The following is a 25,125-nucleotide window of genomic DNA, read 5'->3' as shown; positions in this document are numbered from 1 at the left end:
GCTGTGGTGGACGGTTCCCCCCCCCCCCCCCTCCCCCCCCCCCTCCCCTCTCTCCCCCCCCCCCCCCCCCCCCCCCCCCCCGGGCCTCCCCCCGCAGCTCCGTCAGTGGCTGCCACGCTCCTCGGCGGGTGCGGCGCTGTTGGTCTCAACGCCCCGCTGTTCCCGGCACCATGGACGGTGACGAGGCATCGCGCAGGAGAAGCGCCGGCTCGGTGGGTGAGCCATCGACGGGGACGGTCCAGACGTCCGACGTGCCCTTCGTCCGGCCGGGCAGGGCGTACGCGACCGTCGAGTTGTCCAGCCAGGCCGCCTGGTCGTCGACACTGCGGGTCTCGGCCAAGGGGGTCTCCCGCATCGTTCGCAGGTCCAGGACGTGGAGCCGCCACGGGTCCTCGGTGCCCTCGCGGACCCGTTTCTTGAAGGCGATCCGGGTGCCGTCGGGCGACAGGGAGGGGCATTCGGCGTTCTGGCGGAGCGTGCGGGCCTTCCACGTCTTCAAGTCGCCCTCGACGAGGTACGTCTTCCCCTTGGTTGCCACCGTGGCGTAGAAGCGGTTGTCGTCGTCCGCGAAGGTGATCCCCCAGAAGTTCACGTCCGGCGCGTGGTAGCGCCGGCCGTCGATGTACAGCTGGAGAGTCTCCACGTTCTTGATCAGATAGCCGGTCCTCGTGTCGAGGATGCCGCTCCTCGTCGAGAACGACGAAGAGGCGTACGAGTCACCGCTGACGAACAGCGTCCACGCGACCATCCGGCCCGAGGGTGACACCCGCGCCCGGTTGGGTATGCCGCCGACCACGACGGTACGGCGGGTGTCCAGGTCACGGTCGAGGACGGTCACCTTCGTCTTCTGCGAGATGCCCGGATGGCTCGCGACGCAGACGGCCGTCCGCCCGCTCGCGTAGAAGCGGTGGCAGGACAGACCGGTGTTCCTGCTCCGCGCCCTGTCGGCCGTCCGTGTGCCGGCGGGGCTGTACGGCGTCGAGAACACGGTGCCCTTCGGCGAACCGTGGTAGAGGCCGGGCGCGTTGGCGAGTGTGAGGCCCGGGGCGCCGGCGGACACCGATGCCCGGCCGTCGCCGTCGGCCGCCTGGACCGTGTAACCGACGGCGACGGCCGCCAGTACGGCGGTGGCAGCCATGAGCGCGGTGATCCGCGCGCGCAGGGAGAGAGGGGTCAGGGTCATCAGGGCTCCGGAACGGTGACGGGTGTCGGGTCGGCGGGCGGTGGTGCGGCGGGCAGCAGTACGCAGGCGACGACCAGGAGAATGCCGAGTGCCGCAGCGGCCAGGACGAGGGCCGTGTCCATGCCCCAGACCGTCCAGACGGCTCCGAACAGGACGGATGCCATCAGCCGGCCCACGCTCTGCCCGGTCTGCAGAAGTGCCATCCCGCCCGCGCGCCGGTCCGCGGGAACGACCGGACCGCCGAGAGCCATCAGGACACCGTCGGTCGCCGCGTAGAACGCGCCGTGCAGTACGAGCACCAGGACGGTGAGCGGCCAACCCGCCACCGGGGAGAACAGGGCGGCGTACACCCCGAGCAGCGCCACATGCCCCAGCAGGTACGGGATACGGCGGCCGATCCGGTCGGCGGCCCGGCCCAGGGGTACGGCGAGCAGGAGGTAGACCGCGGCGCTGCCGAGCGGCAGCAGCGGGAAGAACTCCACGTCGAGTGCGAGCCGCTTCTGCAGGACCAGGTAGAGGAATCCGTCACCCACCCCGGCCAGGCCGAGCATCGTGGCCGTGATGAGGATCCGGCGGAAGGCGGGGACGCGGAACAGCCGAAGGGTCTCCCTGAGTGTGGCCGCGGCCGCGCCGGCGGCACGCGCCGGGGCGGTCGCCCGGCCGGGGACGCACGCGAACAGGATGAGCACGCCCAGCAGACCGAAGCAGAAGCTGACGACGAAGACGGCGTCGTACGCGTCGACGGTCGCCCACAGGATGGCGAAGGCGACGAGCGGTCCGAGCATGGCGCCCGTGGTGTCCATCGCCCGGTGCACACCAAAGGCGTGGCCGAGGTCCCGCTCGTCGCAGTTCAGCGAGATCAGGGCGTCGCGCGGCGCCGTCCTGACGCCCTTGCCGACCCGGTCGGCCGCGAGGGCGGCGGACAGGGCGGGGGTGGAACTGCCCGCCAGCAGCAGGCCGAGCTTGCATACGGTGGAGAGGGCGTAGCCGGTTCCGGCGACGAGCCTGTGCCGCTGCCAGCGGTCGGCGGCGTGCCCCCCGGCCAGCCTCACGAACGCCGTCACGCCGTTGTACAGACCGTCGAGGAAGCCGAACTGGAGCGGACTGAGCCCCAGGCCCAGGACGAGGTAGAGGGGCAGTACGGCGGTGACCATCTCGGACGAGATGTCGGTGACCAGGCTGACCGCGCCCAGCGCGAGGACCGTACCGGTGAGACGCCTTCGGCCGGCGGGCCGTGCGGGTGGCGGAGTCCGGGTGGGGGCGGGGCCGTCCGGTGGGCGGCCTCTGCCGACGGCGAGGTACATACACGCTCCTGGTACGCGGTGCCCGGAGCTCCGGCTGCACGACCGGCGCTCCGGGCGGTTTCGTTCGCCGGGCGTGGCCGGCCGCCGCAGCACGGCGGCCGGACCACGACGGACGGTGTGGGGGTCAGTGACAGCTGTACGTCGGGCCGGTGTCCAGGACCGTTCCGTCGGTGCCCACGAACTTCGAGGTGAAGGTCGTGTCGGTGAAGTCGAGCCGCATCACACCGAACTTGTCCCAGATGCGCTTCTGGCTGTTCTTCTGCACGGTGTCGCCCTGGCCGTACAGATCCTTGCCGCCCATGCCACCGAGGACTTCGACGATGCCGTTGGGGTCGGCCTGGCCGTCCGGGCTCTGCGGGGCGAACCGCTCGTAGTGGTGGTCGTGGCCGCTCAGCACCAGCTCGGCGCCGGCCGCCTGGAGCATGGACCAGACCGGCTTGCCGACGGGGTCGTTGCCGTGGCTTCCGGAGCTGAACAGCGGGTGGTGGAAGTACGCGGCCACGCACTTCTTGCTGTTCTTGTCGAGATCGGCCTTCAGCCAGTCGAGCTGTTCGCGCTCGTCGAACCGGTTGGAGTTGAGGGCGACGAAGTGCCAGTTGCCGTAGTCGTAGCTGTACCACATCTTGCCCTGGGGAGTGGCGCGGTCACCGAAGTACTCCCGATAGGCGACCTCGTCCTGGTTGTTCCAGTCGTCGTACGCCTCGTGGTTGCCGGGCACGGGGTGGGTCTTGTCCTTGAACTGCCCCCAGGACTTGTCGTAGTAGGAGCGGAAGTCCTCGATGTGGGCGTCGTCGTACTGGTTGTCGCCCATGGTGATGTAGAACGCCGGGTTGATCGCCATCGCGCGCGCGGCGGTCTTGAAGTGCTGGCACCCGGGGTCGCTCTGGTTGCACTGGTCGGCGATGTCGCCGGCTCCGACCACGGTGAACGCGCCGTCGGTGGGGGGTGTGGTGCCCCCGACGCTGCCGTAGACCCCGATCTCCCACAGTGAGTAGCCCCATGCGGTGCCGCGCGCGGTGCCGTACACGCGCACGTACCGGCCCTTCCCGGAGAGGCCCGTCCAGGTGTCGGTGCCGCCGTTGCCCGCGGTCTCCGCGGCCAGGCGGGTCCAGTCGGTGCCGTTGGCCGAGATCTCCAGCCGGTACTGCTTCGCGTAGGCGGCCTCCCAGGTCAACTCGATCCGGGAGACGGTCGCGCCTTCCCCCAGGTCGATGCGGAGCCACTGCGGGTCCACTCCCTCGGCGCTGGCCCAGCGGGTGGTCGCCACACCGTCGACGGCCTTGCCGGGGGTCAGGGTCGAGTCCTCGGACGACGAGGCCGTGGCCGGCCTGCCCCGCGATATCAGGGTCTCGGTGCCCGGCGGGTCCGTCGGTCCTGGGCCGGGTCGCGGGTCGGTGTCGATACGGAAGTCCTCACCGTAGACGGCCCAGGCCAGGGGGGTGTTGAGGTCGAGGTTGCCGTTGCGCAGGAAGACCCGCTGGGCGGTGTCGACGCGGCTGGTGTCCTCGTGCGCCGCCTCCTTCTTCATCTCCACGACACGGGCGTCGAGGAAGGCGTCGAGGTACTGGGTCTCGTCACCGCCCTCGGCCGGCGTCTCGGCGTCGTTCATGGCCTCGGCGCGGATGCTCTCGAAGCCCGACTGACCGTGCATGACGATGGCGTCGTAGTAGGCGAACTGGCCGAGCACCCGCAGTCCGTCACGCTTGGCCTGGGTGACCGAGGGGCCGAAGTAGACCCGGTCGCGCTCGTGCTCCTGGGCCGCCCGGAACTCCTCGGTGGCGGCGGCTTCCTCCCACGCGGCCGTGAAGCCGGGGTCGAGGCCCTCGTGGGAGTCGCTCCCGTCGACCTCGCGCAGCGCGGGGAGGTATTCGGCCAGTGGGTTGTCGGGCACCTGATCCGTGTAGTACTCGACGAGTTCGAGCATGTCGTGCGTGCCGGAGCAGAAGCCGATGATGCCGGCGGTGTAGCCGCGGCCGTCGTCGATGTCCTCGATGTAGTCGAACTGCTCCCGCCATGCGAGCGAGGAGTTCTCTGCGGTCGAGACGATCTGCATGGCGATCTCCTTCTTCACCGGATCGTCCAGGCCGGTCGCCACGGCCGCCTGCCCGGTGCCGAGGACGACCACGGCGGGAACCGCGGCCAGCGCCAGGGCCAGGGCGATCCTCGTGCCGGTGCGCCGACGGCGGTGCGTGGGGCGGGGCGGCCGTTCCGGGCGGGGGGTGCGACGGGAAATGAGGTGGGGCATGCGCAGACGCATGTGGTTCTCCGATCTCTCGCGACGTGCCGGACGCCGGACGCGCAGGGCGTCGTGGGGGGCGTACGGGCACAGCTCAGCCAGGAAATGGAGCTCTGTTAGGAAAGTTTCCTTCCCATTGGATCGCGTCTATTGGAGCGTGCTGTTCCCGTGCCCGCAAGGGTCCCGACAGCAGAAATCCGGAGCGGGGCACGCCTGTGAGCCGGGTCGGCGCCGGATGGGCGCCGCAGGGGCGTTCGCCTCAGCTGCCCGCTCGACGGGGCGCCGGTCCGGTGCTGGCCCGCACGATCAGCTCGACCGGGACGATGGAGCGGACTCCGCTCTCGCCGGCACCCTGGAGCTGCCGCAGCAGCAGGTGGAGCGCGCGTCGGCCCGACTCGGCGAAGTCGTTGTGGACGGTGGTCAACGGAGGCAGAAGGTACGGGGCTTCAGGGATGTCGTCGTAGCCGATGACGCTGACGTCGTCGGGCACCCGGCGTCCCGCCTCCTGCAGTGCCCGCAGAACGCCCAGTGCCATGTGGTCGTTGGAGGCGAACACGGCGGTGGCGTCCCGCTGGGCGGCCAGCCGCCGGCCGAGCGCATAGCCGGAACTCGCGCTCCAGTCGCCGATCAGGGGCTCGGGTACGGACGCCCCCGCTGCCTCCAGTGCCCGGCGCCATCCGAGTACGCGCTGCTCGGCGGCGAGCCAGCCGCTCGGCCCCGCGATGTGCTGGACGGTGGAGTGCCCGAGGGCCAGGAGGTGCTCGACGGCCATGCGGGCTCCGGCGGCGGAGTCCGAGGTGACGACGGGGGTTTCCGAGCCGAGGTGGCTCTCCAGGGTGACCAGGGGGATGGCGGGGGCCACGTCGGCCAGCGCCTTGTCCGTGTGCTGCTGCGGTGCGATGGCGATGACACCGTCCGCCCCCTCGGCGGCCAGCCGGTCCACGGCCTGCATGACGGTGTCCGCGTCGGACAGGGGCAGGGCTATGGAACTGATCAGGTAACCGGCCTCGCGAGCCGCGAGGTTGATCGCGGTGAGAATGGAGGCGGGTCCGTGCCGGGACGCGTCGAACGAGATCACGCCGAGTATCCGGGTGCGGCCGCTCGCCAGGGAGCGCGCGCTCGAACTGGGCCGGTATCCCAGCTCGTTCATCGCCGCGAGGACCTTCGTACGCGTTTCGGGCCGCACGGAAGGGTTCTCGTTGAGGACTCTGGAGACGGTCTGTTTGGAGACACCCGCGAGCCGGGCGACATCGTCCATGACCGGTTTGGTTCCGGCGAAGCTCCGGCGGCTGCGCCCGGCCGGAGACGGTCTGCCGGAGGCGGCTGCGGGCATCGTGGGTCTCCTCGGGAGCACCGGTTTTCGGTCATGGCCGTCCGGCCGGATCAAGGATATGCCGGACGGCCATGAGATCACCCACGGGCTCAGCCGCGGCGGACCGGCCAGGCCCGGCTCGCACTCCACGTGGCACCGGTGACCCGGGCCTCCCGGTGCTCCGCGGTGCCGGCCGGAAGGTGCACGCCCTGCTGCCCGGCGTGCAGGGGGAGCACCCGCAGCGTGATCCCGTGGGCGCGTGCCGCGTGCGTGTCCACCCGGTCCAGGCCGATCTCCCAGGGCTGCCCGGCCTGGAACTGGTCGGCCACGAGCGTCTCGCCGGTGCAGGCCCGCGCCACGTCGCCCGTCCAGTCGATGCGCAGGAGCACTCCGTCCGGCCGGTCGAGGAGCGTATCCGGGACGTCGAGGCGGTACTCGGCGGCCGAACTCTCGAAGTCCTTGTCGACCGGAGCGCTTGACCGGCCCATGGCGTTGGCCGTCGGCGCGGGGGCGGGTCCGGCGGACCGGACGAGCCGCACGCCGAGCGGCGCGGGGGCCTCGTGCGCCGGCTGGTCCGCGCTGAGGCGGTAGCGGGTGAAGACTCCGTCGGGTTCGGTGCGCACCCGGGCACCGGGCGCGCTCAGCGGCTGCGGCGGAGCCGGGAAGACCGCGAAGGACGGTTCGGCGGCGGTGCTGTGGACGCGTACCTCGTCATGGTCGAAGACGACGCCTTCCTGGCACAGGACCAGGCGCTCGGCGTCCCAGGCACGCCCCCGGTAGACGCTCGGCGCGGTGGCCGCGTCCAGCACGAGCAGGCCGACGCGGTCTCCGCCGGAGGTTTCGATCTCCACGAGGGCGCCGGTTCCCGCGGTCAGACCGGTGACCAGAACGCGTCCGTCGACGTGGGTGACGTCGCCGTCCGGTGCGCTCACCGATGTCACCGTGGAGGCGTCCAGGGCGAGTTCGGGGTCGATGCCGTCGATCGCCGCGAGCACGAGGACGGTCCGCCCGTCGCTCTCGACCCGGCACACCGGCTGAGCGGTCGCCCACTCCAGCCGTGCCCCCGCCACCGGCATGCGGAGCGGCCAGCAGAAGGAGGCGCCGGAGGGGATGGTGAGGGGCGTAGAGGGCAGCGAGAGCGCGGTGCCACCGGGCCAGTCGATCCCGAAGGAGGTGGCGGGGTGCGCGGGCAGCGGCTCGTGCGGTTGGTGGTTGTTGACGAACAGGAATCCCGCGTCGGCATCGCAGCGCACCGCCCAGCGCAGGGTGGCACGGTCGTCCTGCCCGATGGGCTGCTGCTCGGGCAGGACGGAGATCATGGGCGCGATGCGGTGTCCGAAGTCCGCGAGCAACAGGTGCTGGAGCCGCAGCTCATGGTACGAGGGCCGGTACTGGCCGTACTCGCCGAGCGGAGCCTGGAAGTCGTACGTGAGCACCGGAAGGTCGTTGGGATAGCCGGTGGCGTGCGATTCCTGGAGCGTGGTGAGTTCGCCCGCCGGGTTCGTACCGCCGTGGAACATGTAGTAGCCCTGCCAGGTCGAACCGCAACCGATCTTGGTGAGTCCCAGCGCCGCCACATCGGCGGCGTCGACCCGGGGCCGCCGGTGGTAGGAGTGGGCCATGCCTCCGCCGAGCTCGCAGGTGGCCCAGGGGAACCGGTCGGCGGGCGCGCCCTCACCGCCCCGTACGGTGGTGGGCCGCAGGTCGGCGCCGATGCCTTCGTCGTCACGCTGGTGGGTGAAGAAGAAGTGTTTACGGCAGGTGTCGGGCCAGCCCCCGTGCGCCTCGGTCCAGAAGGTCTCGGGGTAGCCGCCGTACAACGGCAGCAGCTCGTCGGGGGGCAGTTGGACGCCGCCCCAGGCGGTGGCCGTCCACAGGGGCGCGCTGAGGCCGCTGTGCTGGGCGAGCCGTTTGAGTGTGAGCAGGTGGCCGGGCTGGTCGTAGAGCTCGTTCTCGATCTGGACGGCGACGACAGGGCCCCCGTTGGCCCGGTCGAGTCCCCGCAGTTGCTCGCCGATGGCCGCGAACCACCGTCGTACGGGCTCCAGATAGGCGGGGTGGTCGGTGCGTGGTGCGCAGTCGAGGCCGAGCACCCAGTCGGGCAGGCCGCCGTTGCGTACCTCGGCGTGGCACCAGGGCCCGATCCGGGGAATGAAGTCCAGACCGTGACGGGAGCACAGCTCGGCGAAGTGCCGCAGGTCGCGGTCGCCGTCGAAGCGGATGCGGCCCTGGTTCTCCTCGTGGTGAATCCAGATCACGTACGCGGCGACGACGGTGATCCCGCCGGCCTTCATCTTCAGGAGTTCCTCCTCCCACTGCCCGGCGGGGTAGCGGCTGAAGTGGAACTCACCGGAGACGGGGAACCAGGGGCGGCCGCCCCGGGTGAGGTATCGGCTGGTCACCTCGATGGGGTCGGTGACTCCCGGCGCGTCGCCGAACGGCAGGTGCCCCGACATCGGCGGGGCGGCGGGGGGAGGCAGCCGCAGGTGGTTTCGCATCAGGATTTCTCCACTCCCAGGTCGGGGGTATCGGTCAGCAGGGCTCGTGAGGTGACGGTGGCGTCCAGCTCCAGGAGCACCAGCTCATTGGCTCCGGTGCGCAGGACGGGCGCGGGCACGTAGAGGGTGCGCTGCGGACCACGGCTCCAGTAGCGGCCGAGGTTGAACCCGTTGATCCAGGCCTGCCCCTTCGTCCAGCCCGGCAGGGCGAGGAAGGTGTCGGCGGGTGCTTCGACGTGGAAGGTGCCGTGGTGGAAGGCGGGTCCGGCCCGCCCCTCGTCGTGCGGGGCGTGCTTCAGAGGGCCGAGGTCGTTCAGCGCCAGGGGGTAGCAGTCCCACTCCCCCAGTACGACGCCGTCGAGGGACACCGGTCCCAGCAGGCCCTTGTCGTCGCCGATGCGGGGCCCGTAGTTGACGCCGCCCAGGTTCTCCACCAGCACGTCGAGTCCGGCCCCCGCGCGCGGAACACGCACGGTCAGGCTCTCCTGGTGATGCTCGCGTTCGAGGACGCCGGCCGGGGCGCCGTCCACGAAGACCTGGGCGCGGTCGCCCACACCATGGGTGAAGTGCAGGACTCCGTCTCCCGCGGTGGGGAGTGTGGTGCGGTAGAGCACGAAGCCGGCGCGCAGCCCCATCGCTTCCATCGTCAGTGGTTCCCGGGTGCGCACCGGGAGGCCGAGTTCGCCGACTCGCTCCAGAAGGGGTGTACGGCGGTCCAGGAGCACGGTGGCGGGGGCCAGCTTGGGGGCCGGAGCCGGGACGGGCGCATCGGGCACGGGTGCGTGCCGTGCGATGACCTCCCGGAAGGCGTGGTACTTGGGGCCGGGGTCGCCGGACTCGCTCAACGGGGCGTCGTAGTCGTACGAGGTGACGACCGGGCTGTACGTGTGCTCGTGGTTGGCGCCGTTGGTGAAGGCGAAGTTGGTGCCGCCGTGGAACATGTAGATGTTCACCGAGGCGCCCGACGCGAGCAGGGTCTCCAGCGCGGCGGCGGCCTCGTCCGTGCTGCGCACATGGTGTGGCTCGCCCCAGTGGTCGAACCACCCGATCCAGAACTCGGTGCACATCAGGGGCCCGTGCTCCTGATGCGCGCGCAACCGCTCCAAGGACTGTTCGATCTTTCCGCCGAAGGTGCCGGTGGCGAGCACGCCCGGGATGCTTCCGGCCTCCAGGTGCGCGGGGTCGGCCTGGTCGCAGGTGAAGAGGAGTTCCCGCACGCCTCGCGCGCGCAGGCCCTGTTCCAGGTGTTTCAGATAGGCCGCGTCCTTGCCGTACGCCCCGTACTCGTTCTCCACCTGCACGGCGATGACGGGGCCGCCCGCCGACGCCATGAACGGCGCGAGCGCGGGAAGGAGCAGGTCGAAGTAGCCGTCGATCGCGTCGGTGAAACGGGGGTCGCTGCTGCGCAGCCCGATGTCGCGGTCGGCGGTGAGCCAGGCGGGCAGCCCGCCGCCGTCCCATTCCGCGCAGATGTACGGTCCGGGCCGCAGCAGTACGTGCAGTCCCGCCTCCTGCGCCAGCCGCAGATAGCGCGGGAGGTCCAGCAGACCGTCGAGGTCGAGGGTGCCGGGCGCCGGCTGGTGCAGGTTCCAGGGCACGTACGTCTCGACCGTGTTCAGTCCCATCAGCCGTGCCTTGCGCAGCCGGTCCGCCCATTGGCCGGGGTGCACGCGGAAGTAGTGCATGGCGCCGGAGATGATCCGGAAGGGTTCGCCGCGCAGGGTGAAGCCGTCGGCGGTGGTGGTGAGCGAACTCATCTCTTGGTGGGTCCTTCTGCGGTGGGGTCCGGTGAGATGCGGGTGGCGCCGATCAGCCAGAGAGTGGCCGCGAGGCACAGGAGCGAGACGACGGCGAGGAGCAGGGGAACCGCCCTGATGCCCGCCCACTCGATGACCTTGCCGAGCGCGGGTCCCGCGGCCACTCCCCCGGCCATGGAGGCGGCGATGACCAGGGCCCCCGCCCGGCGCGCCTGGGGGGCGGCCTCCATCAGCCACGGCAGCGCGGTGGGGAAGATCGGCGCGATGAACAGGCCGACGCCCGCGTACGCGTAGGGAGCGAGTGCGGGTACGGCGGCTGCGAACAGGCAGAGCGTCATCCCCGCGCAGGAGACGGTGATGATGGACTGGGGCGAGAAGCGCAGCGCGATGGGCGCGACCAGGAAGCGGCCGACCGTCATCATCAGCCAGTACACGGACGTGGCGGTCGCCGCGACTCCCGCTCCGTATCCGACCGTGACCAGGTGCGTGGGCTCCCAGCCGCCGACGCCCGCCTCGATCCCGACGTGCAGGACGTACAGCACGACGAAGACGCCCAGTACGGTGCCGAGGCTGCGCCCGAGGACGCGGGGAGCGGCCGGGGCGGCATCGCCACCCGCGGGCTGCTGCCCGGCCTGGTCCCGGACTCCGCGCAGACACAGCAGCAACGGCAGGGTGAGGGCGGCGAATCCGAGGAAGACGGCCGGGTAGTGCTCCGAACCGACCAGTCCGATCAGTGCCGGGCCCAGGATGGCGCCCACCCCGAAGTGGGCGTTGAGGATGTTGAGCATCGCTGTGGAGCGGTGGCCGAAGCCGGTGGCGAAGAGCTGGTTGAGGCCGTAGTCGATTCCGCCGAAGCCGAGCCCGGCGAGCAGCGCCGCGAGCAGGCCCACCGGCCAGTTCGGCGCCACGGCGAACCCGGCGGCACCGACGGCCATCAGCAGGTAGGAGCCGCCGAGGAGGCGGCGGTTCCCGACGCGTCCGTACAGCCGGTCGAAGACCAGTACGCCGGCGACACCGCCCACGAAGTGCGCGCTGAGTCCCAGACCGGCTCCGGAGGGGGAGAGCCCGAACTCCGTACGGAACGCCGGGATGGCCGGACCGTACAGTGCCTGGAGCGCTCCGATCAGCACGAAGCCGATACAGGACGCCACGACGGCGGCCCCGCTGAAGGCGGGCGGGCGGTGTGCCGGTGGCGCCCCGGGAGCCGGGTGCGCCGCGGTTTTCTCTGTCATACGGACTCCAGATGGCGGCCCACGATCTCGTGGGCGAAGGACATGATCGTTCCCTGCGGGCTGATCCCGGGAGCCCCGGGCAGCACGCTGGCGTCGCACAGGTGCAGGTTGGCGAAGCCGTGCGGTCTGCCCTGTTCGTCGCAGACCCCGCCCCGCTCGGGCAGCGCCATGGGGCAGCTGGCCATGCCGTGCACGGACACCAGCTCCCAGTCACCGGGGCGCACCCGGGTGCAGTACGCCTCCACCTCCGACGGCGTGCGCAGCGGTGCGGCCGCGCTCGTCGGCGGCAGCACTTCGGTGGCCCCCGCCGCGAACAGCAGTTGGGCGGTACGGCGGAAGGCCAGCGTCAGCGCGTGATGGTCCGACCGGCTCATGCCGTGCCGCAGGACCGGAGTGCGGCCGAGCACCGCGGCGATGCCGGCCGGCCCCTGCATCCGTACCTGGGTGGTGAACATCCCCAGGTACGCCCGCTCGTCGAGGAGCCGGTTGACCACGTGGGGGTCCCGCCCCGCCAGTGCGGCGCCCAGTCCCCCCGGCGTCAGGTTGGAGGGCATGACGAGCATGCCGAGGTCGGAGTGTTCCTGGACCTGGGCGGTGAACATGGTGCCGCGCACCGCGTCGACGATGCGGGGGAACCTGGCGATCGTCCGCAGGTTGAGGTGCAGTGCCAGTCGCCGCCCGGCCGTCCGGGAGTGGATTCCGCTGCGCCGCAGCAGCACGGGGGTGCCGATCGGTCCCGCGGCCACGAACAGCGTGCGGGGCCGGTAGAGGAGCGGGTGCCCTTGTGCGTCCGTGGCCTCCACACGCCGTACGAGACCCCGTACGTGCACGATGCGGTCCACGCGCACACCAGGGCTGATGCGGGCGCCGAGCTCCTCGGCCCGGGGGAGGTAGGTGACCGCCATGCTCTGCTTCGCGCCGCTCGGACAGCCGGTCGCGCACTGGTTGCGGTGCTCGCACCCGCGGACCACGCGCTGGGGTCGCTGCCAGCGCCAGCCCAGGGATTCGGCGGCGCGGGCCAGCAGCCGGGAGTCCTCGTTGCCGTCCCCGTGCTCCTGGACGATCATGCCCAGGCGCCGCTGGACCCCGGCGAAGTGCGCTCCGAGCACGGGGGCGCGGTATCCGCCGTACCCGCTCAGTGACGCCCATCGGTCCAGCAGCGCACGGGAGGGCTCCCACAGCAGGCCGCCGTTGACGACGGTCGTGCCTCCGACCACCCGTGCCTCGCCGTAGGCGATGGTGGGTGTGCCGAAGACCGCGGTGGCCCCGCCGTTGCGGTAGAGACGGCGCATCGACTCGGCCGGGGTGCTGTCCTCGAAGTCCTGGGTGCCGACCCGGGGTCCTTCCTCCAGTACGGTCACGGCGCGTCCCGCACGGGCCAGTTCGAGGGCGGCGACGCCGCCGCCCGCCCCGGAGCCGACGACCAGCGCGTCGCACTCGACCTCGCGCCCGGTGCCGGCCCGCCGTGCCGGGAACCTCATCGGGAGCCCCCTGCGGCGACCCGGACCCCGGGCCGGGCCCCGTCCAGCGCCCCGTACAGGGCGAGGGCGGTGGTGGCGCGCAGCACCTCGCCGTATCCCGGCAGACCGCGCAACCGGGCCATGCCGCGGCGTATCTGTTCCGGTGTGGCGGCCCGGGGCCGGTGCCCGGCCGTGACGCGGAAGGCGACCGGGAACAGCCGGAGGGCGAGCGCTATGCCGTACCGGTAGGCGGCGGGCATGCGGTCCACACTCGCCACGGTGTGCTCGACGGCCAGGGCGCGGGCCTGCGACGAGCTGAGCGCCTCGAACTCGGCGGACCAGCACAGGGGCAGCGAGGAAGCGTCCAGGGCGCGGGCGGTCATGGTCATCCGGTCACCTTTTCGCGGACCAGAGCGGAGACCAGCCGGACGGCGCCCTGGTCGAGGACCTCGTCCAGGGCCTTCAGGAAGAGGTCCACTTCGTCGTCCCGCGTCACCAGGGACGGTGAGGCGATCAGGGCGATGGCGCGGTTGGAGCCGAAGAAGGTCAGCACCCCGTGGTCGCGGTACAGGGCGGCGACCACGGCGCCGGTCAGGATTTTCGCCAGGGCCTGCGGGTCCCTGGCCAGGGAGGTCGGCAGTGCGGCCCGCACCCGGGCGGGGATCTCGGGGCCCGGGTTGAGGAAGATCCCGTGCAGCGCGCCGCGCCCTCTGACCTCACGCACCAGGCGGGGATGGCGCGCGGCGATGCCCGCGAGGCCGTCGCCGAGGCGCTCGCCCAGCGCGCGGGCCCGGCCGGGGAAGTCCTCCTCGACCGCGATCGCCACGGCTTCCAGAGCGGTGGCGGTCTCCTCACCGAAACCGTAGTAGGTCGTGCTGTGGAGTGTGGCGTCCGAGAGGTTGTCGTAGGCGGCCCTGAAGAGCGGCTCACGCGTGATGTAGCCGGAGATCGAGGACTTGCCACCGCCGAACGACTTGGACGTCGTGACGATGTCGGGGACGAGCCCCGGGTGGTGCATGAAGTGGAACAGGGCGCCGGTCTTGCCCCAGCCGGTGTACACCTCGTCGAAGATCAGCACGATGTCGCGTTCGGTGCACACCCGCCGCACCTCGTGGAGGAACGCGGGGGAGCACTCCCGCAGGCTGGAGGCGCTGAAGGGCTCCAGCACCACGGCGTAGACGTCGCTGTCGCCCGCCGCGTCGGTGTGCCGGTCGAGGGCGAGGAGGAACGAGTCCACGTCGTCGTATCCGAAGGTGTCCGTACCGGGAATGCCCGGGTACGGGAAGTGCACCTCCGGGGACGCGGTCAGGCTGCCCGCGCCCAGGAGTTTGCCGTGGAAGGCGATGTCCGTGTGCAGCACGGTGCCGCGACGGCCCCGGTGGTACTTGTACGCGAGCTTGACCGCTCCCTCCACCGCCTCCGCGCCCGAGTTGGGGAAGTAGCTGATGTCGAGGTCACCGGGGAGCAGGGCGGCGAGGTTGTGGCTCAGCGCGGCCACGTACGGGGAGAAGTAGTTCTTGTGCACCTCCATCCGGCGCGCTTCCTGGAAGCGGCGCCGGGCCGTCAGGATCCTCGGGTGGTTGTGGCCGTGGTTCAGAACGCCGACGCCGCCCGTGAAGTCGAGGACGCGACGGCCGTCGCGCAGATGGATCCAGGCGCCCTGCGCGTGATCGACCAGGTCGCGGCCGAAGCCGAAGGAGCCGATGAGGGAGACCTGACTGCGGCTGACGAACCTCTGGTACAGGTCGTGGACCTGCTCGGTGGTCAGGTTCTCAGCGTCGTCCAGGGTGAGCAGCTCAGACATGGTCGCTCCCGGTGGAGACGTGCCGGTCGGCGATGAGACGGCCGGCTCGGCGCCCGCCGCGTACCGCGTAGTTGGTCCCGCGGTCCTCGGGGAACACCTGGGCCATGCCCGACACGTAGAGCCCCCTGACCCCGGAATCGACCGGCGGCATCACGCGGCTGTAGTGCGGAGTGATCACGGGTTGCGCGTGCTCCGCGTGCCACACGTGGTAGCGCTCCACCCAGCTGCGGTCGAAGTCGGGGAACATGCGCTTGATGTGGGGCAGGCTGTACTCGAAGACCTCGTCGTCGGTCATCTGGTACAGCGGGGCGTCCGTCGGCAGGTACTTGGAGAGATAGACGACGTGTCTGCCCTCGTAGCGCTCGGGGCTGTCGAGGTTGGTGTGCTCGATGACGCCGACGTAGGGGAAGTCGGGGTCGTTGACGTTCAGCCAGTACGTGTCGGAGAGCTTGCGGTTGTTCTCCAGTACGAGGCACACGTTGCCGAGGTACTCCACCCCGCGCCAGCGGCGGATCAGCTCGGGTACGGCGGGGTGGTCGACGCTCTTGTGGTCCAGCAGTCGCGCGGCCAGCTCGGGCGCGGTGGTGATCAGGACCTGGCTCGCTGGATGGAACGCACCGCTCGTCTCCACGCCGGTGACCCCTGATCCGTCGACCCGCACGCCGGCGGCCGGTGTGCTGGTGCGGATGTCCACCCCCATCGATTCGAGGTGCTCCTGAAGGGCTGTCAGCAGGGCCTGGCAGCCTCCCTTGATGTAATAGAGGGTCTCGCGCCCCGACCGGGTGCGGCTGCCCCCGCGCAGGTGGAGCTTGGTCCACATCCAGGTGGCACCGACCTGGTCGGCGTACTTTCCGAACTTCCCCTCCAGCAGCGGGCGCCAGACCACCTCGTACACCCGGCGTCCGCCGAGAGACACGAGCCACTCCTCGGCGGTGAGCGATTCCAGCTCCCGCCAGTGCTTCACCCTCCGGGCGCGCAGGGCGAGGATCCCCAGCCGGATGCGGTCCTTCAGCGCCAGGGGCGCGAAGCGCAGGACGTCCAGGGGCGCCGACAGCCGGTAGACGGAGTTGGCGTAGAAGAGTCCGGTGCGGGTCTCGTGAGCCTCCAGCAGATGCGCTATGCCGAGGGTCTCGCACAGCGCGATCATCTCGTTGTCCGAGGAGAACCAGTGGTGGTAGAAGCGCTCCAGCCGCTGACCGCCCACGTCGAAACTCGCGGCGAGCCCGCCGACCGCGGGGTCCCGTTCGAGCACGCGGACACTGCGCCCCTGACCGGCGAGTTCGAGTGCGGCGGCGAGGCCGGTGAATCCGGCACCCACGATGACGACGTCCACGGGGTCGAGCTGTACTTCGGTGGCGGAGTTCACGAGGCTATGCGCTCCTTCGCGGCGAGGGTGCGTGACGGTGTGCCGAGCTGTTCCTTGACGATGTAGTCGGGATGTCCCTGCACCTGGCGGAAGACCGCGTGCAGGTATTCGCCGACGATGCCGATGGCGAGGGTCTGGGCGCCGAAGGTCCCCGGCCGCACCAGCAGCTTCGGGTCCCGCCGGAGCACAGCGGCTCCCAGACCGCCCAGCAGCGCGGCCGCGCCCACACAGGTGGACATCCGCAGCGGGGTCACGGAGCCGGCCAGCAGTCCGCGCCGGGACAGGGCGAACATCTTGCGCAGGGTGTACTTCGACTCCCCCGCCATACGGGGGTTGCGGTCGTACTCGACGCTGGCTTCGGGGAATCCGAACCAGCTGATCGCGCCGCGGAGATAGAGGTTCTTGTCGCTGGTGTCGCAGAGGTGGGTGACCAGCTCCCGGTCCAGCAGGCGGAAGTCGCCCGTGTCGAGCGCGAGCGAGTGATCGGACATGGCGTTGAGCAGTCGGTAGAACGCGTAGGCGCTGGCCTTCTTGAACAGGGTCTCCCCGTCGCGCCTGCGCCGACGGGCGGAAACCACCGACCATCCGTCGAGCCACAGCTCAGCCATCTCCGGTATGAGCTCCGGAGGGTCCTGCAGGTCCGCGTCGATCACGACGACGGCGTCACCGGCCGCCGCGCGCAGACCGGCCATGCACGCCGCCTGATGCCCGAAGTTCCTGCTGAACCGGACGGCCCTGACGGTGGGGTCGACACGTGACAGCGACTCGATCGCTTCCCATGTCCCGTCCACGCTGCCGTCGTCCACGTAGATCTGCTCGTAGTCGAAGCCACTGAGCCGGCGCAGTGTCCCGGTCAGGCGTGCGTGGGTGTGGCGGACGACGGCGATTTCGTTGTAACAGGGAATGACGACGCTGATCTTCGGCTTTCTCCTGCCGGGCGTCTGCCTCTTCTGCGGCACAGGATGAACTCCTTGCACTGGGTCGCCGACACCAACGATGTGGCACCGGTCGGACACGAAGGGTCACTCGAAGCGACACCGATGTTACCGGTAACTTTCATGGCGTCAAGAAGCCCTGGAGGATGCCCGGAGCGGGGAGTCGGCGCTTTGTGTACGTTTCCGGGGAGAACGGCCTCACCTCGGAAGGTGCCCTCAATCACCCTTGCGGACAGGGCATCTGACAGACCGTCAGGTCGGGGCCCGGAGTGGCGGTCTCAGCGGTGACCGCCATCGCGTGCCGGCGTCGGCGTCCGCGTGGGGGACACCGCCCGGGGCCCCCACGCGGAACGGCCCGGCCGGGCCGCCGGCCGGCCGGGCCGACACGGTGAGTCCATGTCGTCGGAAGTGCGCACGTCGCGGCGCCCGGCCGACGACGGGGAACAGCAACCGCGCCGGCAGTGGCTTCAGGCCCCGCGACGGGCGCGGGACAGGGCTCGCACTCCGAGAGCCATGCCGATCAGGCCCAGCACGATCGCCACGATGGCTCCCGCTCGTCCGTTGCCGGTGCCCAAACCGCCGGTGGAGGTGGCCAGGTGCAGAACCGCGAGGATCACGCCGGTCAGCCCCAGTGCCATCGCCGCGAAGGCCCCGAGCCGCGCCGAGCCGGTGCGGATACGGCCGGCGGAGCGGGCAAGGGCCAGCCCGCCGACGAGTATGGCGGTCAGCGCCACCAGCGCGGCGATGATGGCCCCGAGCCGGCCGGAGCCGCCGTCCGTGCCGCCGGCTGCGGCCGCGGAGACGTGCGCGGCCGCCGGTCCGGCGAGGGCAAGGACCCCGAGCGGGGCGGCTCCGGCCGCGGCGAGCACGCGTCCTGCGGATATCGGGGCTCCTGATGAGCTCATGTCTCTCTCCTGTTTCCTGGGTCTCGTTTCCGAGGTGTGGGTGTCGGCTGATCATGTCGCCGGGCCCGGCGCCGGTCATCCTGCGGGCAGACGCACTTCGGGGTGCCGCCGATGACGCAGGCGCCGCGAAAGTACTGCGTGCGTGGTAGGCGACCGCTCGTCCCCGAGCGGGACTCCCCCACAGCGGCATCGGGGCTAGGGTGCGCGGCATGAGCACACGACAGACCGGCATCCCGGCCGGTGTCACCGACTGGGCGATCGCCGTCGGTGTGGCGGCGGCGCTGCTGGTCACCGGCGTGTCCGCGCGGCACTCCCCCACCGACCTCGGCCTCGTCGGGTACGTGCTGCTGGCGGCCGGCGGCCTGGCGCTGGTCGCGCGTCGCCGGGCTCCGGTGGCGGTCCTGGCCGTCACCGGGCTGTGCGCGGTGGGTTACCAGGCGGCCGGTTTCGACGTGCCGGTCGTCGCGTTCCTGTTCGCGGTCTACGCCGCCGTGCGGGCGGGACACCGCATCATGACGGTGGCGGCGAGCGTGGCCTTGCTGGCGGCGCTCCCTCTCGCGGCCCTGGCCTCCCTGCACGACACGAGCGAGGCGTTCGCGCAGGCCCGGGGCGCCCTCGAACTGGCCTGGCTGGTCGCGGCCGGCGCCGCGGGCGAAGCGCTGCGGCAGGCGGAACGGCGGGCGGACGAGGCGGAACGCACCCGCGAGGAGACCGCCCGGCGCCGCGCCGACGAGGAGCGGCTGCACATCGCGCGGGAGCTGCACGACTCGCTCGTCCACCAGATCTCGATCATCAAGGTGCAGTCCGAGGTCGCCGTCCACGTGGCCCGCAGACGGGGCGAACAGGTCCCCGAGCCCCTGCTGGCGATCCAGCAGGCCGCCCGTGAGGCGACCCGGGAACTGCGCGCCACCCTGGAAGCGCTGCGCGACGACGACAAGACCCCGCCGCACGGTCTCGACGACGTCCCGGCGCTGGTGGAAAGGGCCCGGATGACGGGCCTCGGAGCCGCGCTGACGATCGAGGGAGCACGGCACGACCTGCCGGCCGCGGTGGAGCGGACCGTCTTCCGGATCGTTCAGGAAGCGCTCACCAACATCGCGCGTCACGCCGCAGCCGCGACCACGGCGTCGGTGCGGATCGAGTACGGCGCGGACGCCCTCACCGTACGCGTCGATGACGACGGCAGGGCCACGTCGCCGGCCACCGTCGCGACCTCGGGCGTCGGGCTGCTCGGGATGCGCGAACGCGTCACCGCACTCGGCGGTCGTCTGCGCGCGGAGCCACGGAGTGAGGGCGGCTTCACCGTCCACGCCGAACTGCCGGTGGAGCGGACGCCGTGATCCGTGTCCTGCTGGTCGACGACCAGCCGCTGTTGCGCAGCGGATTCCGTGCCCTCCTCGACCTCGAGGACGACATCGACGTGGTGGCCGAGGCCGGCGACGGCAAGGAGGGCCTGGCGCTCGCGAAGCAGCACCTGCCCGACGTCGCGCTGGTCGACATCCAGATGCCCGTCCTCGACGGCATCGAGACGACCCGGCTCATCGCGGCGGACCCGGACCTGGCCCGGGTACACGTCGTCATCCTCACCAACTACGGCTTCGACGAATACGTCTTCAACGCGCTGCGGGCCGGGGCCGCCGGATTCCTGGTCAAGGACATCGTGCCGGAGGATCTGCTGCACGCCGTACGTGTCGCCGCGCGCGGCGACGCCCTGCTCGCGCCGTCCATCACCCGCAAGCTGATCAACCGGTACGTCAGCCAGCCGCTCACCACCGGCTCCGTGACGGCCGCGGGGCTCGAAGAACTGACCAACCGGGAGCGCGAGGCCGTCGCCCTGGTCGCGCGGGGAATGTCCAACGACGAGATCGCCGGCCGCATGGTGATCAGCCCCCTGACCGCGAAGACCCACGTCAACAGGGCCATGACCAAGCTCCATGCCCGCGACCGCGCCCAACTCGTCGTACTGGCCTACGAATCCGGTCTGGTGGCCCCACCCAGTCGCTGACAGTGGACCACCACGTACGGCTTCGCAAACGGTCACGCACAGCGGTGCGTCTAAGGGCCGGGCCGGTTCACTATGGCGCCCGTACGAGTGCTGGATATGTGCGACAGCAACCACGGGGCGTCCGACATGGGTAGCATCCGGCAGCAATCCCCCATGTACGAGGAGTGTGAACTACCGTGGCCAACAGGCTGGAAGACACCGACCTGAAGAGCGTGCAGAGCATGTACGCGGAGCGTTTCGCCACCGACCTCGCGGCCAATCGCTCGGAACAGGGCGAGATCGCCGCGCACATCGCACAGTTGGAGGCGCGGTTGGAGCAGCTCAAGAAGGACGAAGGCTGGCTGGCCGGCATGCAGGGCACACTGCCGACCGGAGCTGCCGCCGAACCCACTGCCTCCGCCCCGCTGACGGACACGGCACAGGACACCAAGGCCGTCCCGCAGCCCCGGTCGGCGAAGGGCACCGCCACGAAGGCCGCGCGGCCCAAGGCCGTTGCGAAGCCGGCCGCCGCGACGAAGAGCACCTCGCGCCGCAAGACGGTCAAGAATGCCTCCGGAGCGGAGGCCTCCGCGAAGAAGACCACGGAGGCCGTCGGTCCGAAGACCGCCGATGCTCCGCTGCACCAGCTCCTTCGTGGCTTCCTGCCCGCCGGTGAGCCGCGCCTGGTGCGCGAGGTCCACGCGGATCTGGAGAAGGCGCACCCCGGCCGCAAGACCTCCGCGCAGGTGGTGCGCAACAGCCTGGAGACGCTGGTCAAGAGGGGCGTCATCGGCAAGGAGATGCAGAAGGGATCGGCCATGTACACGGCGCCGAAGCCGGCCGGCGAATCCGAGGCGACCGAGAAGGCGGTGGACGCGCAGGCATCCGCCGAGGCCTGACGGCCGACGGGCACCCGCTCACGGTGGGCGTGAGGGGTGGCCGTGCGCCGGGGCGGCCTCGTTGTCAGGTGACGCCCAGTGCCGCCGCCTGCTGTCGAAGGGCCTGGATCAGCGTCGCGACCTGGGGGAGGTCGCGACGGTGGCCGAGCGCGGCGATGCCGATGTGCCGGGTCGGAGCCGGTGGCTCGACCGGGACGGCGCGAAGTCCCGGAATCCGCGGTGTCAGAGCGATGGACGGGATCAGAGAGATTCCCATGCCCGCGGCGACGAGCGAACGAGCGAAGAAGTAGTCGGTCGTGGTGCCGCGGACCTCCGGTTCGAAGCCCGCGCGCCCCGCGTAACGGCGAAGGTACTCCTCGGTCCTGAGGCAGCCGAGAATCCACGGCTCGGCCGCCAGCTCGGCGATGTCGAGCACACGTCTGCCGGCCGCCAGTCGATGCCCCTCGGGCAGGACCACGTGCAACGGGTCCTCCATGAGCGCGGTCCACTCCACGGGGGACTGCCACCCCGGCCCGCCGGGCAGCGGGCCGTCGAAGTGATAGGCGAGCGCGAGGTCCACCGCGCCCTGCCGGACCAGGGGGAGGCTGTCTTCGGGCTCACCCTCCCTGACGTGGACGACGGTGTCGGGGTGGGCTGCCGTCAGTTCTGCCAGAGCGGCCGGGAGGAGGACCCTGCCGCCGCTCGTGAACGTGGCGACGGTGAGCTGGGTGCGGCCCGTGCTCAGCCGGTCGACCCGCTGCCTGGCGTGCGAGAGTTCGGCAGCGACCGACTCGGCGGCCCCGACCATGATCCGGCCGGCCGGGGTGAGGGTGACCCCGCGCGTGCTGCGCGCGACCACCTGCGTACCGAGGCTGCGCTCCAGTGCGGCGATGTGCTGGGAGACCGCCGAGGGGGTGAGGTGGAGGATCGCGGCCGCCTGGTTGAAACTGCCGCGCTCCGCGACCGCCCTCAGGACCCGCAGCCGCTGTATGTCGATCAACAGTTTTCCTTCACGCGTATCCAGTAGGTGAGCACTTCTGCTGATGACAGGACACGGTCAGGATAGGCGCATGAAGAAGATCTGTGTCATCGGTGGCAGCCGGTACTTCGGCAAACTCCTGGTCCAGCGCCTGCTCGCGGCCGGGCACCAGGTCACGGTGATCAACCGCGGCTCCACGATGCCACCCGCCGGGGCCCGCCACCTGGTCGCCGACCGCGACGACGAGGCCGCCCTCGTTGCCGCGCTCGGCTCCGCCACCTTCGATGTGGTGGTCGACCAGGTCTGCTACACCCCGGTGCAGGCCGCGATCGCGGCCCGCGCCTTCCACGGTCGTACCCGGCGGTACGTCATGACGTCCACGATCGAGGTGTACGACCCGGCGACCGCCGCACTGCCGGCCGTTCCGCGCGGCACCCCGGTTCCGGAGGGGACCGTCGATCCCGCCTCGTGGCCGGTGCGGCTGGATCTGCCGTGGCAGGACGAGGTGTACCGGGAGACGCACTACGCCGAGGGGAAGCGTCAGGCGGAGGCCGTGTTCACCCGGGACGGCCGATTCGAGTTCGCCTCGGTGCGCAGCGCCCACGTACTCGGCGGCGGGACACAGGAGTTCACCGGCCGACTGGCCCACTACGTCGCACACATCGCCGGGGGCACGCCGATCAGCGTGCACGCCCGGGCGCTGCCCACGGTCTTCATCCACTACGGGGAGCTGGCCGGCCTGCTGCTGTGGGCGGCCACGGGCACCGGCTTCACCGGCCCGCTGAACGCCTGCTCCGACGGCCTGCTCGACGTACGGGACCTGAGTGCCGTGATCGCCGGACGAACCGGCCGGGAGCCCGCCTACCGCATCGTCGGCCCCGGGGAGGCAGCGTCGCCGTTCTCCTTCGACCGCCACTACGCCATGAGCAATGCCCGGGCGAAGGAGCTGGGGTTTCCCCTCTCCCGTACCAGCGACTGGCTCCCCGGCGCCGTCGCCGAAGTGATCGGCGTCCCCCTCGCCTGAGGAGCGGGCCCATCTGCCCGCCCTGTCCACCGTGAAGCGGCCCGGCGGGCAGGTGGGCTGTGCGCCGTCGGCCGGTCAGTGCGGAAGCCCGACCGACAGGTACGGGGCCAGCGAGCGGAGGAAGTCCGCCGCGTCGAACATCGCACCGGCCGACGCCACCCCGGTCGTCCGCGTGTGGCCGGCCAGGATGCGCTGGACGGCCTCCACCGCCAGGGGAGCGGTGATCGCGTAGATGTCCTGGCCGTGGGCCGTGGCGCGTCGTTCGACGCCTCCCGCGCGGACCACGACGTCGACGACGAACATCTGGTCCGAGCGCCCCAGGGCGTCGACCGCCTGCGGTGCCGGGGTGTCCTTCCCCGCCAGGTCCCTCGCCGCCTCGACGGCCATGTGGGTCCGGACTTCGGGCACGGCCAAGTGACTGGGAATCGTGATGACATCGGCCATCGTGAACTCCGAGATCACCGTGCGACGGCCCAGCGGCTCCGGAAAGAGCCAGTCCTGCTCCGACACCTTGTCGTCGTGGTACTGGAGCGCGCCGTCCACGAACCGCACCCGACGGCCCGCACGGCGCTCGTGGGACACCTGGCCGGCCTCCCGGGTGCCCGCCGTGGGACGCCAGCTGGTCAGCCCGTACGCGACGTGGGCCACATCCGCCGCCGTCCACTCCCCCATGGCCGCTGTCACCAACAGGTCGCCCAGTCCACCGTAGAAGGCCATCGCAGGCACCACGGGGACGTCCGCCTTGCGGGCCGCCTCCGCGTAGTCGGCGAACATCGCGGCATTCGCCTCGATCTCTGCCGCGACGTCGACGTACGGGACACCCGCGCGCAGCGCCGCCTCCACGACCGGCCCTCCCGTCACCGCGAACGGTCCGGCGCAGTTGATGACGGCCGCCGCGCCGTCCAGGGCCCGGTCCAGCGAGCTCGCGTCGTCCACGGTGGCCGGGTGCACCACCACACCCGGCCACTCGGCCGCCAGCGCCTCCAGCTGGGCCGCGTCGCGGCCGGAGATGACAGTGGCGAGACCACGCCTCCGCAGTTCGGCGACGATGAAGCGACCGGTGTGCCCTGTCGCGCCGTAGACCACCACTGCGCCCGTCGTGCTCATTGCTGTTCCCCGTTCTCGTTGTCCTGGTGGGTTCAGTCTCGACTCAGGGGGGACCGGGGTGTGATGGTCCGAAAGGACAGCACGCGTACACTTTCGGACATGCCGACTGTCGCGCTGCTGACCGCCGGTCACCTGCTGCACTTCGAGCTGGCGGTGGCCTACGAGATCTTCGGCAACCCCCCGCGTGAAGCCACCGAGGCCTGGTACGACGTGCTGCTCTGCGGGCCCGGCCCGGTGCGGGTCGGACCGTTCATGGTCGAGCCCGACCACGGGCTCGACCGCGCGGCCGGCGCGGACATCGTGATCGTGCCCGCGTGCGCCGACGTCGACGATCCGCCGCCGGCGGAGCTGATCGAAGCCGTGCGTGCGGCCCACGAGGCGGGGGCGCGGGTGGCTTCCCTGTGCACCGGAGCGTTCGTGCTCGGCGCCGCGGGCCTGCTGGACGGCCGGCGGGCCACCACCCACTGGGCTCACGCAGCCGAGTTGAGCGCACGCCATCCACGCGCCCTCGTCGACCCGGACGTGCTCTACACGGACAACGGCAGCGTGCTCACGGCCGCGGGCAAGGCGGCCGCCGTGGATCTCTGTCTCCACCTCGTCCACCTCGACCACGGCGCCGCCATCGCCAACTCCGTCGCCCGTCGCCTGGTCATGCCGCCCCATCGGCCGGGCGGCCAGGCCCAGTTCGTCGCCACGCCGGTACAGGCCACGGGCGACCACGCGCTCACCCACCTGCTCGCCTGGGTGCACCAGCGGCTGGACCAGCCGCTGACGGTGACCGACATGGCACGGAAGGCGAATACGAGTCCGCGCAATCTCGGACGGCAGTTCCGGTCAGTCATCGGGCAGACGCCGCTCGAGTGGCTTCTGATCCAGCGCGTACGCCGCGCCCAGGAACTTCTGGAGGCCACCGACAAGAGCGTGGAGGCGGTGGCCACGGCAACGGGCATGGGCACCGCCACGACCCTCAGGCGCCAGTTCAAACGGATCGTCGGGGTCCCGCCGGACAGTTACCGGCGCTCGTTTCGCAGCACGCGCCCTGCCTGACCGGCCCGGGCCTTCGCGGTCACACCAAGGGAGGCGATGTCGGCGGCGGGGGCACATCACGCCTCGCTCCCGCAGCCGGCGTCAGGCCTCCATGGGCCACCGCATTCCTTCCGG

20 protein-coding genes and 1 pseudogene are annotated in these 25,125 nt (G+C 71.2%); 5 read left to right on the top strand and 16 right to left on the bottom strand.

Annotation, left to right across the window (positions count from 1 at the left end; all coding sequences use genetic code 11):
• Positions 1 to 145: 145 nt before the first annotated feature.
• The 14 genes and pseudogenes from AC07FA_RS16985 to AC07FA_RS16920 form a co-directional block, all read right to left on the bottom strand.
• Positions 146 to 1,183, bottom strand: coding sequence for a TolB family protein (locus AC07FA_RS16985; protein WP_479076271.1), 1,038 nt, complete (start codon positions 1,181 to 1,183; stop codon positions 146 to 148).
• Complete coding sequence (locus AC07FA_RS16980) at positions 1,183 to 2,487, bottom strand: MFS transporter (RefSeq protein ID WP_479076269.1); 1,305 nt, start codon at positions 2,485 to 2,487, stop codon at positions 1,183 to 1,185. Before AC07FA_RS16980 ends, AC07FA_RS16985 begins: the two co-directional genes overlap by 1 nt.
• A 124-nt stretch (positions 2,488 to 2,611) precedes the next feature.
• Complete coding sequence (locus AC07FA_RS16975; protein WP_479076594.1) at positions 2,612 to 3,829, bottom strand: discoidin domain-containing protein; 1,218 nt, start codon at positions 3,827 to 3,829, stop codon at positions 2,612 to 2,614.
• Between the two features lie 57 nt (positions 3,830 to 3,886).
• A pseudogene (locus AC07FA_RS16970) lies at positions 3,887 to 4,732 on the bottom strand (chitosanase); the annotation flags it as partial.
• 250 nt (positions 4,733 to 4,982) lie between these two features.
• Entirely contained in the window at positions 4,983 to 6,056 is a 1,074-nt protein-coding gene (locus AC07FA_RS16965; RefSeq protein WP_479076267.1) for a LacI family DNA-binding transcriptional regulator, read from the bottom strand.
• An 89-nt stretch (positions 6,057 to 6,145) separates the two neighbouring features.
• A complete protein-coding gene (locus AC07FA_RS16960) occupies positions 6,146 to 8,533 on the bottom strand; it encodes a beta-galactosidase (protein WP_479076266.1) in 2,388 nt (795 codons plus the stop codon).
• Positions 8,533 to 10,290, bottom strand: coding sequence for a beta-galactosidase (locus tag AC07FA_RS16955; RefSeq protein ID WP_479076264.1), 1,758 nt, complete (start codon positions 10,288 to 10,290; stop codon positions 8,533 to 8,535). The genes AC07FA_RS16960 and AC07FA_RS16955 overlap by 1 nt, the downstream gene beginning before the upstream one ends.
• Complete coding sequence (locus AC07FA_RS16950; RefSeq protein WP_479076262.1) at positions 10,287 to 11,522, bottom strand: MFS transporter; 1,236 nt, start codon at positions 11,520 to 11,522, stop codon at positions 10,287 to 10,289. The genes AC07FA_RS16955 and AC07FA_RS16950 overlap by 4 nt, the downstream gene beginning before the upstream one ends.
• Positions 11,519 to 13,003: a GMC family oxidoreductase N-terminal domain-containing protein gene (locus AC07FA_RS16945; protein ID WP_479076261.1), complete on the bottom strand. Its 1,485-nt coding sequence runs from the start codon at positions 13,001 to 13,003 to the stop codon at positions 11,519 to 11,521. Before AC07FA_RS16945 ends, AC07FA_RS16950 begins: the two co-directional genes overlap by 4 nt.
• Positions 13,000 to 13,371 (bottom strand): hypothetical protein, encoded by a 372-nt coding sequence (locus AC07FA_RS16940; protein WP_479076260.1) that lies wholly within the window; start codon positions 13,369 to 13,371, stop codon positions 13,000 to 13,002. The genes AC07FA_RS16945 and AC07FA_RS16940 overlap by 4 nt, the downstream gene beginning before the upstream one ends.
• On the bottom strand, positions 13,368 to 14,786 hold the full coding sequence (locus AC07FA_RS16935; protein WP_479076258.1) for an aspartate aminotransferase family protein: 1,419 nt from the start codon (positions 14,784 to 14,786) through the stop codon (positions 13,368 to 13,370). Before AC07FA_RS16935 ends, AC07FA_RS16940 begins: the two co-directional genes overlap by 4 nt.
• On the bottom strand, positions 14,779 to 16,152 hold the full coding sequence (locus tag AC07FA_RS16930) for an NAD(P)/FAD-dependent oxidoreductase (protein WP_479076257.1): 1,374 nt from the start codon (positions 16,150 to 16,152) through the stop codon (positions 14,779 to 14,781). Before AC07FA_RS16930 ends, AC07FA_RS16935 begins: the two co-directional genes overlap by 8 nt.
• Positions 16,149 to 17,111 (bottom strand): glycosyltransferase family 2 protein, encoded by a 963-nt coding sequence (locus tag AC07FA_RS16925; RefSeq protein WP_479076256.1) that lies wholly within the window; start codon positions 17,109 to 17,111, stop codon positions 16,149 to 16,151. The genes AC07FA_RS16930 and AC07FA_RS16925 overlap by 4 nt, the downstream gene beginning before the upstream one ends.
• 443 nt (positions 17,112 to 17,554) lie before the next feature.
• Positions 17,555 to 17,992 carry a DUF6223 family protein gene (locus AC07FA_RS16920; protein WP_479076254.1) on the bottom strand — a complete coding sequence of 146 codons (438 nt, stop codon included), beginning with the start codon at positions 17,990 to 17,992 and terminating at the stop codon, positions 17,555 to 17,557.
• A 209-nt stretch (positions 17,993 to 18,201) separates the two neighbouring features.
• Between AC07FA_RS16920 and AC07FA_RS16915 the strand changes: the two genes are divergently transcribed.
• From AC07FA_RS16915 to AC07FA_RS16905, 3 genes are all read left to right on the top strand, one after another.
• On the top strand, positions 18,202 to 19,332 hold the full coding sequence (locus tag AC07FA_RS16915; RefSeq protein ID WP_479076253.1) for a sensor histidine kinase: 1,131 nt from the start codon (positions 18,202 to 18,204) through the stop codon (positions 19,330 to 19,332).
• Positions 19,329 to 19,997, top strand: a complete 669-nt coding sequence (locus AC07FA_RS16910; protein ID WP_479076252.1) for a response regulator — start codon at positions 19,329 to 19,331, stop codon at positions 19,995 to 19,997. The genes AC07FA_RS16915 and AC07FA_RS16910 overlap by 4 nt, the downstream gene beginning before the upstream one ends.
• Before the next feature lie 176 nt (positions 19,998 to 20,173).
• Entirely contained in the window at positions 20,174 to 20,875 is a 702-nt protein-coding gene (locus AC07FA_RS16905) for a hypothetical protein (RefSeq protein ID WP_479076251.1), read from the top strand.
• 64 nt (positions 20,876 to 20,939) lie between these two features.
• On the opposite strand, the gene AC07FA_RS16900 is transcribed toward AC07FA_RS16905, so the two are convergent.
• Positions 20,940 to 21,854 (bottom strand): LysR family transcriptional regulator, encoded by a 915-nt coding sequence (locus tag AC07FA_RS16900; RefSeq protein ID WP_479076250.1) that lies wholly within the window; start codon positions 21,852 to 21,854, stop codon positions 20,940 to 20,942.
• Between the two features lie 70 nt (positions 21,855 to 21,924).
• Here AC07FA_RS16900 and AC07FA_RS16895 point away from each other — a divergent pair, with 70 nt between their 5' ends.
• Positions 21,925 to 22,857 carry an NAD-dependent epimerase/dehydratase family protein gene (locus tag AC07FA_RS16895; RefSeq protein WP_479076249.1) on the top strand — a complete coding sequence of 311 codons (933 nt, stop codon included), beginning with the start codon at positions 21,925 to 21,927 and terminating at the stop codon, positions 22,855 to 22,857.
• A 75-nt stretch (positions 22,858 to 22,932) separates the two neighbouring features.
• Here AC07FA_RS16895 and AC07FA_RS16890 read toward each other — a convergent pair whose 3' ends face one another.
• Positions 22,933 to 23,964, bottom strand: a complete 1,032-nt coding sequence (locus tag AC07FA_RS16890; RefSeq protein WP_479076248.1) for a saccharopine dehydrogenase NADP-binding domain-containing protein — start codon at positions 23,962 to 23,964, stop codon at positions 22,933 to 22,935.
• Between the two features lie 99 nt (positions 23,965 to 24,063).
• Between AC07FA_RS16890 and AC07FA_RS16885 the strand changes: the two genes are divergently transcribed.
• Positions 24,064 to 25,011 carry a helix-turn-helix domain-containing protein gene (locus tag AC07FA_RS16885; protein WP_479076246.1) on the top strand — a complete coding sequence of 316 codons (948 nt, stop codon included), beginning with the start codon at positions 24,064 to 24,066 and terminating at the stop codon, positions 25,009 to 25,011.
• Positions 25,012 to 25,125 lie beyond the last annotated feature (114 nt).

It is taken from the genome of Streptomyces sp. NPDC045968, assembly GCF_056430475.1.
This window is presented reverse-complemented; position numbering and strand designations above follow the sequence as displayed.

What these genes read in the sequence shown, in the direction of transcription:
- AC07FA_RS16950 (WP_479076262.1), bottom strand. Translation starts at nt 11,522, where the DNA reads ATGACAGAGAAAACCGCGGCGCACCCGGCTCCCGGGGCGCCACCGGCA.
- AC07FA_RS16965 (WP_479076267.1), bottom strand. Translation starts at nt 6,056, where the DNA reads ATGCCCGCAGCCGCCTCCGGCAGACCGTCTCCGGCCGGGCGCAGCCGC.
- AC07FA_RS16935 (WP_479076258.1), bottom strand. Translation starts at nt 14,786, where the DNA reads ATGTCTGAGCTGCTCACCCTGGACGACGCTGAGAACCTGACCACCGAG.
- AC07FA_RS16885 (WP_479076246.1), top strand. Translation starts at nt 24,064, where the DNA reads ATGCCGACTGTCGCGCTGCTGACCGCCGGTCACCTGCTGCACTTCGAG.
- AC07FA_RS16890 (WP_479076248.1), bottom strand. Translation starts at nt 23,964, where the DNA reads ATGAGCACGACGGGCGCAGTGGTGGTCTACGGCGCGACAGGGCACACC.
- AC07FA_RS16895 (WP_479076249.1), top strand. Translation starts at nt 21,925, where the DNA reads ATGAAGAAGATCTGTGTCATCGGTGGCAGCCGGTACTTCGGCAAACTC.
- AC07FA_RS16955 (WP_479076264.1), bottom strand. Translation starts at nt 10,290, where the DNA reads ATGAGTTCGCTCACCACCACCGCCGACGGCTTCACCCTGCGCGGCGAA.
- AC07FA_RS16940 (WP_479076260.1), bottom strand. Translation starts at nt 13,371, where the DNA reads ATGACCATGACCGCCCGCGCCCTGGACGCTTCCTCGCTGCCCCTGTGC.
- AC07FA_RS16915 (WP_479076253.1), top strand. Translation starts at nt 18,202, where the DNA reads ATGAGCACACGACAGACCGGCATCCCGGCCGGTGTCACCGACTGGGCG.
- AC07FA_RS16920 (WP_479076254.1), bottom strand. Translation starts at nt 17,992, where the DNA reads ATGAGCTCATCAGGAGCCCCGATATCCGCAGGACGCGTGCTCGCCGCG.
- AC07FA_RS16945 (WP_479076261.1), bottom strand. Translation starts at nt 13,003, where the DNA reads ATGAGGTTCCCGGCACGGCGGGCCGGCACCGGGCGCGAGGTCGAGTGC.
- AC07FA_RS16985 (WP_479076271.1), bottom strand. Translation starts at nt 1,183, where the DNA reads ATGACCCTGACCCCTCTCTCCCTGCGCGCGCGGATCACCGCGCTCATG.
- AC07FA_RS16960 (WP_479076266.1), bottom strand. Translation starts at nt 8,533, where the DNA reads ATGCGAAACCACCTGCGGCTGCCTCCCCCCGCCGCCCCGCCGATGTCG.
- AC07FA_RS16980 (WP_479076269.1), bottom strand. Translation starts at nt 2,487, where the DNA reads ATGTACCTCGCCGTCGGCAGAGGCCGCCCACCGGACGGCCCCGCCCCC.